Source organism: Pedobacter terrae (assembly GCF_900100705.1).
Lineage (GTDB): Bacteria > Bacteroidota > Bacteroidia > Sphingobacteriales > Sphingobacteriaceae > Pedobacter > Pedobacter terrae.
This window is the reverse complement of the sequence record NZ_FNCH01000009.1, coordinates 169,595-186,622: the sequence shown is the minus strand read 5'-3', so window position 1 is coordinate 186,622 and position 17,028 is coordinate 169,595. Positions and strand designations below refer to the sequence as shown.

15 protein-coding genes and 1 tRNA gene are annotated in these 17,028 nt (G+C 43.3%); 9 read left to right on the top strand and 7 right to left on the bottom strand.

From position 1 onward, the window contains the following. Positions 1–240: 240 nt before the first annotated feature. The 3 genes from BLR60_RS13385 to BLR60_RS13375 form a co-directional block, all read right to left on the bottom strand. Complete coding sequence (locus tag BLR60_RS13385; RefSeq protein ID WP_090500625.1) at positions 241–2,115, bottom strand: amidohydrolase; 1,875 nt, start codon at positions 2,113–2,115, stop codon at positions 241–243. A gap of 56 nt (positions 2,116–2,171) precedes the next feature. Then, a complete protein-coding gene (locus tag BLR60_RS13380) occupies positions 2,172–3,524 on the bottom strand; it encodes a lipase family protein (protein WP_167354735.1) in 1,353 nt (450 codons plus the stop codon). Positions 3,525–4,165: 641 nt separating this feature from the next. Further along, a complete protein-coding gene (locus tag BLR60_RS13375) occupies positions 4,166–4,399 on the bottom strand; it encodes a hypothetical protein (RefSeq protein ID WP_090500621.1) in 234 nt (77 codons plus the stop codon). Positions 4,400–5,090: 691 nt separating this feature from the next. On the opposite strand from BLR60_RS13375, the gene BLR60_RS13370 reads away from it, so the two are divergent. The 4 genes from BLR60_RS13370 (at position 5,091) to BLR60_RS13355 (ending at position 9,096) form a co-directional block, all read left to right on the top strand. Further along, complete coding sequence (locus BLR60_RS13370) at positions 5,091–6,074, top strand: aldo/keto reductase (protein WP_244155656.1); 984 nt, start codon at positions 5,091–5,093, stop codon at positions 6,072–6,074. 11 nt (positions 6,075–6,085) lie between these two features. Further along, a complete protein-coding gene (locus tag BLR60_RS13365; RefSeq protein WP_090500619.1) occupies positions 6,086–6,823 on the top strand; it encodes an SDR family oxidoreductase in 738 nt (245 codons plus the stop codon). Beyond that, on the top strand, positions 6,820–7,755 hold the full coding sequence (locus BLR60_RS13360) for a helix-turn-helix domain-containing protein (RefSeq protein WP_317039657.1): 936 nt from the start codon (positions 6,820–6,822) through the stop codon (positions 7,753–7,755). The genes BLR60_RS13365 and BLR60_RS13360 overlap by 4 nt, the downstream gene beginning before the upstream one ends. 405 nt (positions 7,756–8,160) lie before the next feature. Then, entirely contained in the window at positions 8,161–9,096 is a 936-nt protein-coding gene (locus BLR60_RS13355) for an EamA family transporter (protein WP_090500710.1), read from the top strand. Positions 9,097–9,147: 51 nt separating this feature from the next. Here BLR60_RS13355 and BLR60_RS13350 read toward each other — a convergent pair whose 3' ends face one another. Continuing rightward, complete coding sequence (locus tag BLR60_RS13350; protein ID WP_090500617.1) at positions 9,148–10,017, bottom strand: NmrA family NAD(P)-binding protein; 870 nt, start codon at positions 10,015–10,017, stop codon at positions 9,148–9,150. A 119-nt stretch (positions 10,018–10,136) separates the two neighbouring features. Between BLR60_RS13350 and BLR60_RS13345 the strand changes: the two genes are divergently transcribed. Further along, positions 10,137–10,475 carry a winged helix-turn-helix transcriptional regulator gene (locus BLR60_RS13345; protein ID WP_090500616.1) on the top strand — a complete coding sequence of 113 codons (339 nt, stop codon included), beginning with the start codon at positions 10,137–10,139 and terminating at the stop codon, positions 10,473–10,475. Between the two features lie 223 nt (positions 10,476–10,698). Here the strand turns inward: BLR60_RS13345 and BLR60_RS13340 are convergent, their stop codons facing one another. Next, complete coding sequence (locus BLR60_RS13340; protein WP_090500708.1) at positions 10,699–11,721, bottom strand: LLM class flavin-dependent oxidoreductase; 1,023 nt, start codon at positions 11,719–11,721, stop codon at positions 10,699–10,701. 120 nt (positions 11,722–11,841) lie between these two features. Here BLR60_RS13340 and BLR60_RS13335 point away from each other — a divergent pair, with 120 nt between their 5' ends. Both BLR60_RS13335 and BLR60_RS13330 read left to right on the top strand, forming a co-directional pair. Further along, entirely contained in the window at positions 11,842–12,354 is a 513-nt protein-coding gene (locus tag BLR60_RS13335; protein WP_090500614.1) for a hypothetical protein, read from the top strand. Between the two features lie 122 nt (positions 12,355–12,476). Further along, positions 12,477–12,965 carry a DUF4385 domain-containing protein gene (locus BLR60_RS13330; RefSeq protein ID WP_090500612.1) on the top strand — a complete coding sequence of 163 codons (489 nt, stop codon included), beginning with the start codon at positions 12,477–12,479 and terminating at the stop codon, positions 12,963–12,965. A 198-nt stretch (positions 12,966–13,163) separates the two neighbouring features. On the opposite strand, the gene BLR60_RS13325 is transcribed toward BLR60_RS13330, so the two are convergent. Together BLR60_RS13325 and BLR60_RS13320 are read right to left on the bottom strand one after the other, a co-directional pair. Further along, complete coding sequence (locus BLR60_RS13325; RefSeq protein WP_090500609.1) at positions 13,164–13,937, bottom strand: DNA-formamidopyrimidine glycosylase family protein; 774 nt, start codon at positions 13,935–13,937, stop codon at positions 13,164–13,166. A gap of 122 nt (positions 13,938–14,059) precedes the next feature. Continuing rightward, positions 14,060–14,821 (bottom strand): DUF72 domain-containing protein, encoded by a 762-nt coding sequence (locus tag BLR60_RS13320; RefSeq protein WP_090500608.1) that lies wholly within the window; start codon positions 14,819–14,821, stop codon positions 14,060–14,062. A 753-nt stretch (positions 14,822–15,574) separates the two neighbouring features. On the opposite strand from BLR60_RS13320, the gene BLR60_RS13315 reads away from it, so the two are divergent. Next, positions 15,575–15,648 (top strand) — tRNA-Arg (locus BLR60_RS13315). 141 nt (positions 15,649–15,789) lie between these two features. After that, positions 15,790–17,022, top strand: coding sequence for a site-specific integrase (locus BLR60_RS13310; RefSeq protein WP_143009083.1), 1,233 nt, complete (start codon positions 15,790–15,792; stop codon positions 17,020–17,022). Positions 17,023–17,028: the final 6 nt, after the last annotated feature.

Here is a 17,028-nt window from a genome sequence, read left to right as displayed (position 1 = left end):
CTCTTTTATTGTAAAAAGTAGCCTGTATAGGCAAAATATAGTTTTAACTTCTATTTAGCGACGGGTAAAAATTCGCTCCAAAAGCGCTGGCTTTCATGCTGGCTAAAAAAAAATAACAGTCAGCATAAACGGACTGTTATCTAAAATCAGCGGTTAAAACCAACGTTAACTTGCGCTGCATATCACCCCGCCAACTAAAATAAATTTGCAAGAGGATTATAAAACAGGTGCCGTATATCCTTAGCTAGCGGTATAAACCTTTATCCCTCCCACCCAGGTTTCCAGCACTCTGATATTCCGCATATTCATGCCGCAATCTTGGCGGGGCATCAGGATCGGATCCTGTTCCAGGATTACGAAATCCGCAAATTTCCCATCCTCCAGACTTCCGGCCCAGCCATCGGCATAACACTGCCAGGCAGCATCATAGGTAACAGCCTTTAGTGCCTGCTCATGGGTAAGCTGTTCTTCGGTGTTCAGCACATTTAATGGCCAGGTATTGTCGCTCGCCTCCATTACACGGGTAATCGCTTGTTCCATCATCCTTAAAGGGCCAAGCGGGGTAACCGTATGGTCGCTATGAAGGGAAATGCGCAGCTTTTTAGCTGCCGAGCTACAGCGGTCAAGAGAAAATACCTTAGGTGCATGGTGTTCTGGCAAATCCTGTCCTTCAAATATTACTTTTTCAAATACATCGCCCCAGTACCCTACATGGCCAATTAAAAAGCTGGGCGAGATATTCAGTGCTTCCATTTCATCTATCCCACTTTGCTCCAGCAGCGAACAGTGCTCAATCCGGTTGCGCAGTTGAGGCCCCGTATATTTTGCTAATGCGCTACGGAAGGCGGCAATGGTATCGGTTATAGCTCGATTTCCATTTGCATGGATCATAATGGGCCAGCCTTTTTCCAGTATGACCTCATCAACCACCTTTTGATAGGCTTCGGTATTTTTAAAGTTAAATATTCCACACGAATGATCTTTTTCAAGTATGACCGAATAAGGTTCAGACTGATAGCCGGTTAGTCCCTGGTTAGACCCATCAGATACAATTTTGACATGGCCGAGGTAAAGATCCAGATAATAATCGGGCTGCCGGTAAGGTGGTAAAGCCTGTGCATCCTTCAGCGTTTCGCAGTATAAGGCCCCGCCCAAACGTACAGGTAACCGCTTGGCCTCCAGGTATTTTTCAAGATAAGGCACATACATATGGTTAATCAGTGCATCGTACATGGAAGTAACCCCTCTCGAGTTGGCCTGCCGGAAGAATTCATCCATATTTTCTACAATATCATGTGACTTTGTCTTAATGGCGTCCTCAAAGGTCTTTACAGCTGGCATCATCATGGTTTCCTCTTCCAGTAATCCATGTGTCTTGTCAATGTAATCCTCAGCACTGGTATAGTCGTGCATGGCAGGCTGCCCTTTCTGGGCATTGTAAATGGCGCTGAGGGCCGCAGAATTGGCATATAGCGTATGGCCTGATGCGCTCATGATTATTATCGGTGTATCTAGGCTCACGTTATCCAGGAACACGTTGTCAATCTCCGAAAAATTTTTTCCGCTTTGGGGCTGAATAAGTGCCGGGTCGAGTCCGGTAGCCAGTAACACACTGTCTGAAGATGTCGCAAGGGCCGAAGACAAGGTTGCCGATATCCAGTGTTTTGTATAAACTTTCCGCAAATCCTGTCCTTCAAAAGGGCTTACGTCTATCCAAGAGGCCATCATGCCCGAAAACACCGTATGAACATGCGGTTCAAACATTCCGGGAATCAGGGTATGCGTCTTATCCAGCACAATATTTTGATAAGCATCTTTGTATTTGGTATCCATAGCCGCCTTTACCTGTGCATAAGCACCGCTTGCTACTATAATGCCCTGCGCTATACCGATTGCCTCCACAGCGCGGGCATCGCCGTTAACCATGGGCCTGATCGTTCCTCCTGAATAGAGAATGGCTTCGGGAGATGCTGCAAGTGGCTTGCTTTTTGGTAAATGGGCAGTCAGCTTCTCGATATGTTCTTTACTGAAAAGCTCATGCTTTAATATTTCGACTATTGGGTTTTTGCAGCCGCAGGTGCACGCATGCGGATGGTGATGATCTGTTTTTATCATGGGTAAGGAGCGTTAACTGTTTTTTATCTATTTGCTTTTTATGGAAACTGATTTTTTTATTGTTCTTCTTGCAATGTACCATCTACCGAGGTAGCATAAGATGCAATCCAGGCCAGTATCTGCTCCATAATTCTGATGATTAATTCCAAACTGGTAACCTTTTTAACCCGCGGAAGCAACGTTTTATCTTTTGGATACACGGGTTGAGGCAACGGTTGTGGCAGTATAAGGCCTTGTACAGCCGGGCTGCCCGGCTGCGCAGGTATACCTGAATACAAACTCACATGCTGAAGGAAGAGTTGGGTAATATAATCTTTCATTGTTTTTGGCGGCGTGTTAACCGTATGTGAAGAAAGATCTGTATGCTGAAGTGTGCCTGGCAACGCCTGGTTCTGTATCCTGGTGTAGGTTACGCCCGATGTTGCAGCCCTTTTAAGCACCAGTCGCTGAAGCGTGTCAAGCGTCTTCTTCGTTAGAAAACGGGTGGATTGGCCGTAGATCTGAGCAATTTCCTGTAGGTCCGATTCGGCCCAGGCGTGTGGCACAACATCAAGCGTATTCCAGTGCATGGTATTCCAGTTTTGGTAATCACCGGTTTGTGCAACCCATCCTGCCGGAAGCGCCGGAAACGTGCTATTGAACAAAGCGGCAAATGCGCTTTCGCCAGGTGTAGGGCCGGCTGTAGGATAAACCAATGAGGTAGCAAATGCATCCAGCTTGTTGTTCTGTTTTAAATAAAGTGCCAGCGTTGGGGAAAGTGCCCCCGCCAGGCTATGTCCGCAAAATACGATTGCGCTTTGCTCACCAGGATTTAAACTGGCAATAAATGTTTCAAGAGTGGTATTGGGCGATACAGCCTTTGGCGGACTAACCAGCCCGAGCACTAATTTAACACCTGTAGCAGTTCCATTGGAGATGTAGGGATCAGTTCCGTTATAGGCTGATGGGGAGAACGTTGCCGGATCGTAGTCTGTCCAGTTTACCACTTGGGCCACCGAAAAATCCTCGGTTTCCCAGTCGTAAAGCGATGCCGGGTTAGTTGCCGCAACTGCTACCACATAAGTTGGCAAAGTTGGGCCGCCTGGGTAAGCAACAGCATCACACTGCGCAACATACAGGGCATTATCAGCAACGCCAGTAGTTTTTCCATGTTGGTCGGTCTCCTCAATAAGTGCAGGCCCCCATACCAATTTCCAGCTGCCCAGTGTCGCCGTCACCGACGGATCCGCCACCGAAGGCGCGGTTTGCCCCATTACTTCAACAGGTGGAACACCGTTCAAATAAAAAGATAAATCATACTGCAATTGCAGTTGTAAGTCGTTGCCAGTGCCCTGGTAGCCCCCGGCCCGGTTAGCGATGCAGGCCAGGCCAAAAACCTGTTGGTAAGCATCAAAAGATGGGTTTTGCATAAGTTTAATGAATTGATAGATTAAAATGGTGAACATTAACACAGTACGATATCAACTGGAGCTTTTACGCTGATAACTGGTATAAAGGTCACCTATCTGTGATCTGAATGAGATGCGAACTTGAACTGAGTTGAAAGCGTTACTGATGAAGTAAATGTACGATTTTAAGGAATACCTAAAAACAATTAATCATACATAATTAAAAATACTTAAATATCAGTATGTAACTGTAAGTCTACAAGCAATACATCAGCCCTACCTATATTATTATTCAATAAACTGGCATAAGCTTAAATGCAGCTTACACTATCTTGATGAGCACAGTCTGATCAAACCTCAATTGTTTTTTAACTAATAACTGGGTTTACCCGCTAAAGATAACCGGACAGGCATGGAACCGGAGCACTAACAACCTAACTGTTGCTGCATAAACAGAGCAATTTTTGCCATCCTGGCAAATAACGGATTAAAAAAAACTTCATTAAAATCCCTCCCGTCCGCATGAACATCAAACTAAAAAAAATCGAACTAAGCTACACCCAGCAAAATCTAAGATGGGCGGAAAATAAAAACGCCTGCCGATTTGCTGACAGACGTTTATTTGTTAATTATAGTCCTGAAATGGAGGGAATGGGATAGCTTTATACAGCATTCTGATAAACCACCTCAAAACTTCCGTACATGGCCATTTCTGCACTGTGCGCTACCGAAAGCTTTAGCTTTAACTTTTGTATCACTTCATTGGCGTAAACGATGCTTTTATTTAAATCTTTTATTCCGCGCACCTCTATTCCCCTCGCTAAGCGTTTGAACTTCGAAGGCTCAAATTTTTCAATGAACTTGTCCATATCAGCTGTTTGTGTCATTTTATTCATAGCGTAATCATTTTACCATAGCAAACCTCACGATGGAAGTTTTGTTTGCCTATCGCCCTGAAGAAAATATTAACAAACCAGCAGAACGCAAATAGTGGTACTGTAAATCAGCGAATTAAACAACACATACCGTTAATAAATTCTTAATCGTTATAATAAGTATTCCCTAAGCTGTACTGACGCAGGGTTGCCCTCCATATTCCCTTTCAGCATAAACGTATGGTCTTAATTCGATAATCCCCTGGATTTGACCATGAAACAAGTGCTTTGGGAAAAGTCTGTTTATTTCCTTTACCCGCTCTTCCGGAACTACATATATCAAACCGGCTATCGGGATTTACGCAAGAGCGCCACAGCATCAGGAATATACCAATGGTTTTTTAGAATAGATGCTAAACAAATGCGGTTTACATTCTTCCCGGAATAATATGCAGCAACCTTTGTGATGGCGATCCATCCTATAGGTTCCAGATCAAAAGAATAAATAATCAGACAAGCATGTTAGGCCAATAGCAAATATGCCCCTCCAAAAGCTTCAGTTTCCACTATCGGGCTCCCCTCCCTCAATGATGGTATGAATTTAAAATAATCTGACTACAACAATTACCAATTGAACTACTTTTTAAAAAGCGTTAATCCTGAATTTTGAAAATGAAAATAAAATTATTTTCAGAAACCATTAAAAGGAAGAATGATGCAAAAAAGAAAATTAGGAAATGAGGGATTGGAAGTTTCTGCTTTGGGCTTTGGCTGTATGGGTTTAAACTTTCTTGATGGTAAGGGCATGGAGAAAAATGCGGCCATATCGCTGTTGCACAATGCCGTGGAGCGCGGTATTACCTTTTACGATACGGCCGAAGCGTACGGACCTTATACCAACGAAGAATTGGTAGGCGAAGCACTGAAGCCTTACAGGGAAGATGTAGTGATTGCCACCAAATTTGGCTGCAAAGATGCCAGCCCGGCAATTGGTTTAGACAGCAGACCGGAAACCATACGTGCAGTAACCGAGGCATCGCTGAAGAGATTAAAAACCGATTATATTGACCTGCTGTACCAGCACCGGGTTGACCCTGCTGTGCCGATAGAAGATGTAGCCGGCACGGTAAAGGATCTGATTAGCGAAGGTAAGGTGAAATATTTTGGTTTATCGGAAGCGAGTGCCAAAACCATTCGGCGGGCACATTCCGTTCAGCCTGTATCTGCACTGCAAAGCGAATATTCGTTGTTCTGGCGTGAGCCGGAAGCGGAGATTATTCCGACTTTGGGGGAGCTGGGCATTGGTTTTGTTCCCTTTAGTCCGCTGGGTAAGGGGTTTCTGACGGGGGCCATCAATACAAAATTAGCAGCTGCAGACCGCAGAAATGTGCTGCCTCGTTTCACCGAAGAAAACATCAAGGCAAACCTGGTTCTGGTGGAAGCGCTTTCTGAAATTGCGCGAGAGAAAAATGTAACAACAGGACAATTGGCATTGGCGTGGTTACTGGCGCAGCAGCCCTGGATTGTGCCAATTCCAGGAACAACAAACCTGCATCGCTTGGCAGAAAATATAGCCAGTGCGAACGTTTTATTCACCGCCAGTGAACTTAAAAAAATCAATGCAACAGTGGATGAAATTACATTGGTGGGCGACCGTTATCCGGAATTTTTAGCCAGGCAGATAGACCAAAACTAAATACATAAACAATGGAAAATATTAAAGGAAAAGTAGTCGCCATTACGGGGGCAAGCAGTGGAATGGGGAGATCGATCGCCATAGCACTCGCCAACAAGGGAGCGAAAGTTGTTTTGGGCGCAAGACGCACGGAACGACTGCAACAATTGGTAGAAGAGATTAAAAATAATGGTGGTGAAGCCAGTTTTAGTACAATAGATGTAACCAATAAAGCTGACCTGGCTCGGCTGGTTACTACCGCCCTGCAACAATACGGAAAACTGGACGTGATGGTAAACAACGCGGGTATTAGTCAGCTTAGCCGCATTGACGAACTGGATATTGAAGGCTGGGAACAGATGATTGATATTAACATTAAAGGGGTTTTGTACGGGATGGCCGCGGCAATTCCGGTTTTTAAACGCCAACAGGCCGGGCACATTGTTAATATCATTTCTACCGCGGGGCTGAAAATTACGCCCATAATGGGGGTTTACGCCGGGACTAAAAATGCCATTCGAACCATTTCGGAAGCTTTTCGGCAGGAATCTGATGGTAAAGTACGCATTACCGGAATTTCACCGGGATATGTGAAAACGGATTTTGCAAACCAAATTAAAAATGAAGAAATGAAAACAGCCATTCAACAGGGCATGCAAGAAATGGCCATTGACCCTATTGCCATTGCAAATGCGGTGTTATATGCGATTAGCCAACCGGAAGATGTGGAAGTTGGTGAAATTGTAATTCGTCCGTCAAAACAAAATTGATTAAATTAGCAAAAGTAATGCAGTCATCACCTGAAATTAACCACATTAACAGTATATCGCAGCTGATGCGTTTACTGGAACTACCGGCACCCTCCCACCCGCTGATTGCATTGGTGGATTATCATTATGTACCTATAGAAACGTTCCCGAAGGGACAAAAAATAAGTCTCGACTTTTACAAAGTATCCTTTAAATCTGCATTTACAGGACAAATAAAATATGGACAGGGTTATTATGATTTTGAAGAAGGCGGCCTGGCATTTTTAAAACCCAGACAGCTGGTTTTTCCTCCGGAGGATAGCGCGAGTTATGAGGGCATTGCCCTCTATTTTCATCCCGACTTTATCAGGAATTATCCTTTGGGAAAAACAATCAGCCAATATGGCTTTTTCGCCTACGATGTTGCTGAGGCCTTGTTTTTATCAGCAAGTGAAAAGGAAATTATAGCTGGTCTGTTTACTTCAATTGCCAATGAGTTAAAGCACCATATTGACCATTTTAGCCAGGATGTTCTGGTATCGCAATTGGAGCTGTTGCTGAATTACAGCAATCGTTTTTATAACCGGCAATTTATTACCAGGAAAGCGGTCAATTCTGATATCATCACTACGCTGGATCGGTTATTGGCTGCCTATTTTGATGAGGGGAACAGTTTGAAGAATGGATTGCCATCTGTAAAGTACATCAGTAACGAATTAAAGCTTTCGCAGCGTTACCTGAGTGATATGTTACGCTCATTTACAGGATTGAATACGCAACAGTACATACAGCACACGGTGATAGAAAAGGCCAAAGAAAAACTATCAAGCACCAATCTGTCGGTTTCTGAGATAGCTTATCAACTTGGTTTTGAGCATTCACAGTCGTTCAGCAAACTTTTCAAAACCAGGACTCATGTTTCCCCCCTGGCTTTCAGACAATCGTTTAATTAAATAAAGGCGCTATTTTTTTGCTACGCTTATAATCCCATACCTCGTTAAAGTATGCGACCTGTAATGATTTGATGTATTGAGTTGATTTTAAATCTGTATGATCCGTAAATGCCTGATGTATAAGCAGAAACACCGCGAATTGAAGCTGTTTCTCCATTAAAAGGCCTGGTTGTGTGCCAAATGAGCATCATCTGATCATCAAAAAGTGTACAACACTCAAATGGCTGTCAATAATCCATTTTTGCTACGGGCTGAATTTCTCTTCTCAGTGAAGAGCAAACTGAGCACCGGGCATTAAGGTAACATCCAGCTGATCTGTGTATCATCCAACAGTAGTGTTTTAGCTATTTGCATGATAAGCCCAAAGATTTTATGATATTTGCGGCATCACAACATTTGGGCAAATTGAAAAACGCAAAATATTACCTGGCCGCTATATTCGCTTACGCAACCTGGGGCTTTTTTAGCTTAGTTTTAAAACCTTTGAGCGGATATGCTTCGGTGGATATTTTATTTTATCGCATTTTTAGTTGCGCGATACTGATGCTTTTTATTACCGTTTTGTTTAAACGTGCCGAATTGATTAAAACCTTTTCCAATATTAAAGCCTTACCCGCTAAGCAGAAGCGAAATATGCTTTTGTTGAATGTAGGTGGCAGTATTTTTCTAAATATCAACTGGTTCTCGTTTATTTACGTGCTTAATCATATCAGCGTTAAGGCTACTTCACTTGCCTATCTGGTATGCCCCATTATTACCACGCTGCTTGCGTACTGGCTTTTGCACGAAAAACTCAATAAAATACAATGGGCGGCTGTGGTATTAAGTATATTGGGGTGTTTATTACTATCATATTCCGTTATTATGGATATGGTTTACGGCATTGTTATTGGATTTACTTATGCCGCTTACCTGGTAAGCCAGCGCAAAAATGCAGGGTTTGACAAGTTTATCATCCTCACGTTTCACATTACGCTTTCCGCACTGATGTTGCTCCCCTTTTACCCTGCTTACAGCGGCGCTGTACCCACCGCTACGCAGTTTTGGTTACTGATAGAAGTTATAGCGGTTGGCTTTACCATCATGCCATTGTTTCTGAATTTGTATGCGTTAAAGGGTTTAAACTCCTCAACAGTGGGTATGTTGCTGAACATTAACCCCACTATTGCTTTTGTGATAGCAGCTTTAGTATACCGGGAGCCGATTAGTCCGTTACAAATGGCGGCCTACAGTGTCATCTTCCTATCGGTAGTGGTTTTCAACGTGCATTTCCTTTTTAATAAAAAACAACGGCACCTGACTGGCAGGGCCAATCAGGATTTTGCCAAAGAAAAAAGTTAAGGAAAAGCGTAAAGATGAGGTAGCTTTTCATTGTAATATTAAACGGACTGATTACGCCAAATATCTTGTTGTCAAATAATCTCGTAAAGTAAGTGCTGGTCTGCCCAGTATCTTTTCAATATCACTTTTATGGGTTTCAAATTCTCCTTCCGCTATCGCACCAGCGAATCTGGCCAAATAAGCTGCATCACCCGCACTTATACCCTGTTTTACCAGTTGTTCGATGTACACCGCTGATACAGCCTGATGGTAAGCTATCTTTTTGCCGCTAAGCGCAGAGATGATTTCGGCAATTTCTGCGAACGATATGGCGGTTTCTGCAGCAATGGTATATGCCTGGTTTTGATGGCCTGGCGTAGTTGCTACACTGGCTAAGGCATTGGCCATTTCTGCTATTGGTAAAAAAGGAACATGGCCATCACCTGCCGGGATAGAGATTCCATTGTCCAGGATATTTTCTCCGGCAATTATCGGAATCAAATCAGCATATAAGGTATTATTCATTAAGGTATAAGGCACTTCAGCATGTTTTAAATAATCAGCGGTATAGGCATGATATATTACATCATCAGCCATAGTGCTTTGCGTTAAGTTTTTCATATCAAACCCTGTGTAAATGATATGGCTTACACCACTCTTCTTTGCTGCATCGATCACATTTTTGTGCTGATTAAATCGATGGATAATATCCGATGAGGAGGAGATCAGTAACAGCTTATCTACATCCTCAAATGCAGCTGTTAAAGACGCAAAATCATCATAATCACCAACTTTTACCTGGATTCCATTTGATTTAAATGCCGCACCCTTTTCTTCATCTCTTACCAAGGCAGCAATTTCCTTTGCAGCTATACCCACTTTCAAAAGCGCGTTGATGGTGGCCCTGCCTAAATTACCTGTTGCACCCGTTACTAAAATCATATTTATTGTTTTTAAGATTAAAAATCAGTTAATTTGTTGGGCAAAGAAAGTGATATTGATGTTGAAAAACGCCAGTTTTAATCGAAGCAGCGCAAAAAGTAGTAACCTTTAAGTAACTAATGGGAAGTAATTTAAATATGGCTGAGTGTCCTGCTATGGAAACCATCGCGTTGATTGGCGGACGGTGGAAAGTGATTATTTTGCACGTACTTTCTAAGGGTACCAGGCGTTTTGGCGAAATCATCGTTCGTGTACCTTCAATATCAAGAAAGGTATTAACTGAACAGCTAAGGGAGCTGGAAGCTGATGGATTAATTAGCAGGGTGGAATACAAAACGCTTCCACCAAAGGTTGAGTATACCCTCACCGCATTTGGAAAGAGCCTCTGCCCGCTATTAAGCTACATATCAGCATGGAAACGAGATTCGGAGGCTGGTTTATCTTCCGACAGCTTATAAATCCTGCAGGGCATGCATTTTAAATTTAAAATAATCGCCACGGCGATGAAGCGATCATGATCAGTAAAAATTGGCTCCCCTGATCCTGATCTGTAATCATACAGACAACAAAAAAGCGGAAAAAACCAAAGGCTCTTCCCGCTTATCTAAATTAACGCTCTCGATATATAAACACCATTGATGGCAATATGTTTTACGTGATTTGAAAAAAAATCAAATTTATTTATCTCCAACCAAGGCCCGGTGCAACGTGCTCCAGAATTGAAGATAACACATGGATATTATAATCTACGCCCAAAGTATTCGGAATGGTTAAAAGTACCGTATCCGCTTCTTGTATGGCTTCATCGGCGGCCAATTCTTTAATGAGTTGATCGGGTTCAGCGGCATATCCCCTACCGAAAACCGCCCGTTGGGTGGGCTCGATATAGCCAAAACTATCTGCCCCCTTACCCTGCTGCCCAAAATAATATCTATCCTGATCGTTCATCAGCGCAAATATGGAGCGGCTGACCGAAACCCTTGGCTCGCGCTTATGCCCTGCTTTTCGCCAGGCTTCCTTGTACAGCCTGATCTGCTCGGCCTGCTGGATACTAAAGGGCTTGCCACTTTCATCAAACTTTAAAGTAGAACTCTGCAGGTACATTCCCTGCTCTGCCGCCCAAATAGCGGTCGCATTGGAGGCTGCTCCCCACCAGATGCGCTCGCGCAGTCCCTCCGAATAGGGTTCCAGCCTTAACAATCCAGGAGGATTGGGGAACATCGGATTTGGATTAGGCCTTGCAAAACCTTCGCCATTCAATCTTTCCAGAAATTCCAGGGCCTTTTGCCGGCCCATATCAGCATCGCTCTCCCCTTTCTTTGGCGCAAAGCCGAAATACCGCCAGCCTTCGATCACCTGCTCGGGCGACCCCCTGCTGATGCCCAGTTGTAACCTGCCGCCAGAGATCAAGTCGGCCGCACCGGCATCCTCTACCATATATAAAGGGTTTTCATAGCGCATATCGATAACGCCAGTTCCAATTTCGATCTTCGAAGTTTTGGCGCCAATGGCCGATAGTAAAGGGAAAGGCGATGCCAGTTGCTTTGCGAAATGGTGCACCCTGAAATACGCGCCATCAAGGCCGATCTCTTCGGCGGCAACCGCAAGGTCGATAGATTGCAGCAAAGTATCGCCAGCGGTACGCGCCTGATATGAGGGATGTTCTGCCCAATGCCCGAACGATAAGAATCCGATTTTCTTCATTTCATTAATTGCTAAATCCAAAGTTAGCTTTACGCCTATCAAACAAAGGTCATGGCGTAGTCATAACCGCTACTACGTTTAGCAAACAATAGACCCCGGCCGATTGTTCCAAAATCAGTCATGTCGAGAAGAAAACAGATACGGTCAAAAGAACAGTTTACCGCTGCGCTCCAACTGGAACGGGCAGGCGATGCTGCTGCCGCATTGAAACTTTACCAGAAATCAGCCGTTACAGACCCTGCCAATTCCCACGCGTGGAACAGGCAGATGGTGCTTTTGCGCAAAGCGAAATCAAAAGAACAGGAGGTTAAGCTCATTAAACAGGCCATAGCCGAATACAGGAAATCGTACGAAACCAAACAACAAGATTGGCTGACAGAAAATCAGGACAAGGCAGACAGCAGCCGTGAACTGGCCCGTGTACTTGGTCTTTTAGAACCAACAGGTCTTCCAAAAAAAGACGATACCATCATCGAAAAATGGCAGACCAGGTTATACCTGCTTGAATACCGCATCAAAAATGCACGAAAGAAGAAAGCCCCGTCAAAAAAATCCACAAATAAATCGCCAAAAAGGGTGGCTGTTGCACCTAAAAAGCGTAGGCAAAAAGCAGCTACCCAACCAAAGCAGTAAAAAAGTAATAAAATCAGTTTAACTTCTATAGGCCCTTATCCATGATAACCAGGGATGAGTGAATGCTGACTTTAACCGCTTAAATGTAAAAACATAACCATAAGAAGGTATGTTGCTTATTTATGCCGGCAGAAAGAAAACCATCCTACCTAAATTTTGATACCGAAAAATACCATTGGAAACAGGACATTGATTATAAAAACAATCCCGAAAAATACAGGGTTGGCAAGGGCGAACAAGGCGTTTTGATCTGCGAGCCTTATAAGTCTGAAATTGGCCGGTTCTGGCGGTTCAAAACGCCAGCAATTGCCAAAGAAAGCAGTGAAAAGATATTGGAGATGTTCCATAATTACATCCTCGACAACGATTTTGTGGGGGCAGACATGGCCCGAAAATACCTGCAAATGGGTTACACCCGCGCCAGGCGGTACGCCAATTACAAAGGGGGAAAGAAATACGACAGGAACAAAGATTATAAGCCATTGGAACGCGGTACCGGATCGGCAGAAAAGGCACAGTCTGCCGAAATATTCTACTCCGCCTATAAGCTGGCAGCGGCCCACCCGATCTACCAATTGCTGAAGGCAGACTGGAAAAAACGGCTCGGATAGCCATTAGACTTACCAGGTACGAACCAATAAAAGCGCCAGGAGTTTACCTGCAGATCTGCGCCAAAATCTCGGATACCAAGGACTTTACCCCCTTCTAGCGCTTGTTCAGCATTTCGCACCGATACCAAACCCGCCTACAGGGATGCCAAATGCTCCCCTATTGTCTTTTTTCTTTTTACAAAATTATTTCAGTTGTTTTCAGGAATATAATTTCTGCTCGTCGGTATAATAACTGGTCCTTCCGCCTATCTTTTCTGACTTTACCGCCGCTCCGGACGGGGACTTCTCCAGTTGTGCGCCATGCACTTTCATGAAATCACGCAGCTCGCCCCGAAGCTCATCTCCGTTCTCTTTTGCGATGGCTGCAATGGCTTCTTTCAAAACAGCTCCCAAACTCTTGAACAATTTCTTCACTATTTTTTCGGGTATGGCCGAGCTGACCGAAAACGGAGATACCCTGGCATCCCACAGGATCTCATCAGCATATGAATTACCAATTCCCCGCATCTTTTTCTGGTCCATCAGCACTTCCTTAACCATTTTCCTGCTCTTAGAAAGCGCTTCAGCAAAATATTGCTCGTCCATTTCAAGCGCATCTGGTGCCTTAACAGCCTCGGGATTTAAGGTAGGGGTTGCTGCCCGCAACATATCTACAACTGCAAAGCCCTCGCCTCCGGCAAAATAAAAAGCAAGGATGGTATATTTCGGAAGTGCTGAATCTTTCTTCAACACCTCCAGTTTTCCCCGAAGCATGAGGTGGACCTGTAAAACTTCCTTACCGAAGTGAAAGTGCAAGGTTTTGCCATAGCGCAAAACCTTCGAGAGTTTTTCTCCTTCGAGTTTTGCCTTGAGCTGTGCGGCAGTCACGTTCAGCTTTTTCGCCACTTTTACTTCCAACTCCTCCAGGGTCTTTCCCCTGAACCGGTGCGAGAGGATCTGCGCAAATACTTGTAAGTCGGGTAGTTCAGCCATAACATTTTTCTAAGATTAAACGCGCAAATATTTGCTGATCTCCCTTAACGGGCCAGCTGATCAATCTGCAAAAATAAAACATGGTGCAGACCCTAAAAGTTTAGGCCAATACGCAGCAAATACTAATAGGTATCCCTTACGATCTGGCGCAGCATATTCAGGTTGGCATGTGCCTCTCCCATCGTATTATTAAAGTACACGAAAACCTTCTTGCCCTCTGCCAGCCAATCGGTTACATAGCTTGCATACTCATACAATACGTCGTCGGCGTAGCTTCCCCTGTAGTTTCCACCCGGGCCATGGAACCTGAGGTAGATAAAATCAGGATGGCTTTCCCGCACAGGAGAACTGGCAGGCGATTTATCGTGAACCACCATACCAAGCTCAAACGCTTCCAAGAGCTCATACACCTCATCTATATATAGCGAAGCATGCCGAAATTCCAAAGCGATCTTCCATTCAAAAAAAGGATCATTAGCCCTCAGCACCGACATTAAAAAGCGCAGCTGCGCAAAGTGAGAAATCCTGACGCTCGGGGGGAACTGTACCAAAAGACAACCCTTTTTATCGCCAACGTGCGAAATGACCGAAAAGAACCTGGACACCATTTCCGGATCAAAGGCCAGGTCTTTATTATGGGTGATCTCTTTAAAAAGCTTAAAGGTGAAACGAAACTGGTCTGGCACATCTGCCGCCCACTTTTTCATGGTAGAAGCCTGCGGTATTTTATAAAAAGAAGAATTGATCTCGATAGAATCCATCAGCGAGGCATAATAGCACAATCTGCTTTTCTCCTGAAATTCTTCAGGATAATGCAATTTATTGGGAACTGGTAACAGCAGGCCGCTGGTACCCGAATAATAGTTTTCAAAGGCGATGTCCATATTAACTAAACAAGCCGATGCAGAAAATAGTTGAGTGGCCAGATCAGAAGAAAAAAATCGCGTTTGAATGCTATGTATTCATCACCAAAGGTACAACAGCACGTTATTCGTTATACCATTGAAAGAATCTAATAGTTGCGTTGTGATCCGATAGGCCCTAAATCCACAGGTTAAAAAAAAGCTGCAAAACCTTGATAAATAGCGTTTTGCAGCAAGGTAATATTCACTTAAATTAGTGTTGACCAATATTACTGCTGTGAAAATAATAAATTCAGATCCAATATCCTCTTTCGGAGGCATATTTTTTTTTTGACTCCCCCGCCCATAGTGCTAAGCACAGCGTCACTACGGATTAATAACATGGAGTTTACAAACGGATAAATTAGTAGCGGGCCTGAGACTCTTTTCCATTACATATTCTGTAGAGCCCTGCGGAACGCTACGGATAGATAGGGATTGGATTCGAAGTGTATATTTGTTCAGAGGCAAGGAACTAGATTCGCATCATCCCGAAACCACATTGGTGGCCAGTTTGGCGCAACATAGAGGGGGTCACTTTCACTGAAATACACAATAAAGTCGAATAATCAGGTTTTTAGAGGCATGAAAACAAATTAATATCCAGAAGATCTAATTTTAATTGCTTCGTTTTTAAATACTTATTTAAAATAGAAAAAGTACATTATAAATAGTTTAAAATATATTTTTACATATTAAAGAGAACTTCTATATTTGCAGCTCATTAAAAAACGGGCCTCGGTAGCTCAGTTGGATAGAGCAACGGTTTTCTAAACCGTGGGTCAGGGGTTCGAATCCCTTCCGGGGTACACAAGCATACGCATGTATGCGAGGCACCGCAATAAAGCAGCTTCAGAGCAATCTGAAGCTGCTTTTATCAAATATAAAAACCCCAGAACAGGTTTATTTCAGATGTACAATTCTTGTACAAAAAAATTGGGGGGATTCCAATGGACAATAAGATTAATCTTAGCTGCAGTGTTGAGCTATGGATAAATAAACGTCGAATCCATAAGGATGGACAAGTTAGGCTGTATTTAAGGATCAGTGTTGAAGGGCATTTGCCCCGTGATATGAAACTTAGATTTTACTGGCCATTTGAATTTTTCGATTATTCTAAGAAGAAAATATTGCGTAGGTCAAAAGACGATATCGACTTCGTTACTGTGAACGCATATATTGAAAGTGAGAAAGCTAAATATTGGTCTGCTGTAAAAAAGTTCATACTATCAGATCAATATTTCACTCCAGATGATATTGTAAAATCCGTATGGTATGCTAAGATAGGCGGTTCATTTACAGACTTCATGCGGATTAGGTCTCGAGAAAGAGTGAAAGAAAAACAAATAAAATCTCACACTAGAGATAATCATATTTCCACCGCCAATATATTAGAGGCCAATAGAGGAGTAAGTGTGCCAGTTAGTATGATTGGCAAACGGTGGCTGGAGAAGTATTTGGCATTTTTAATGGAAACTATGAGCTATTCCGGCGCCTGGTCCCATATTAAAAATATCAGAACATATATTGGTGAAGCGAAGGATAAAGGGATTGCGATACATCCCACATTTGATGAATTTAAACTTGAAAAGCCGGAATCTGATCCAGTTTGGTTAGAAAGGGAGGAACTTGAAAGCATTTTAGGCGTTTACCAAAGCCCATCAACCTCGACGATAAATAAAACTTATATTAAAGCATTCTTGTTTGCATGCTTTACTGGTTTAAGGGTCTCCGATCTTCGGCGTTTTGATCTTAGCTGGATTGTGGGTAATGAGATTGTTTTTACTCCAGTCAAACAGCGTATTACGCAGAAGAAGCCCCAGATTGTTAAAATTCCAGTAATTGGAGTGGCAAAGCAATTTCTATTAACTCTAAAAGATGGGGACAAACTAATGGAGCGTAGTGATGTAAAGTTTAATAAGCATTTAAAGGTGATTGCAAGTTTAGCAGGGATATCAAAAAACCTTACTTCACACGTTGCCCGCCACACTTTCGGGACATTAATGGCTATTCAAAATACTCCAGTTGCAGTAATTGCGAATTTACTGGGACATAAAACCTTAAAATCGACAATGATATATATTCACATTGCGGAAAAGATTAGGCAAAATGAGATGATGAAACTTCAGGATAATTTTTCAGGCTTTATAGTTCATTCTAATTTTAAAAGAGAGGCCGGATAACCGGCC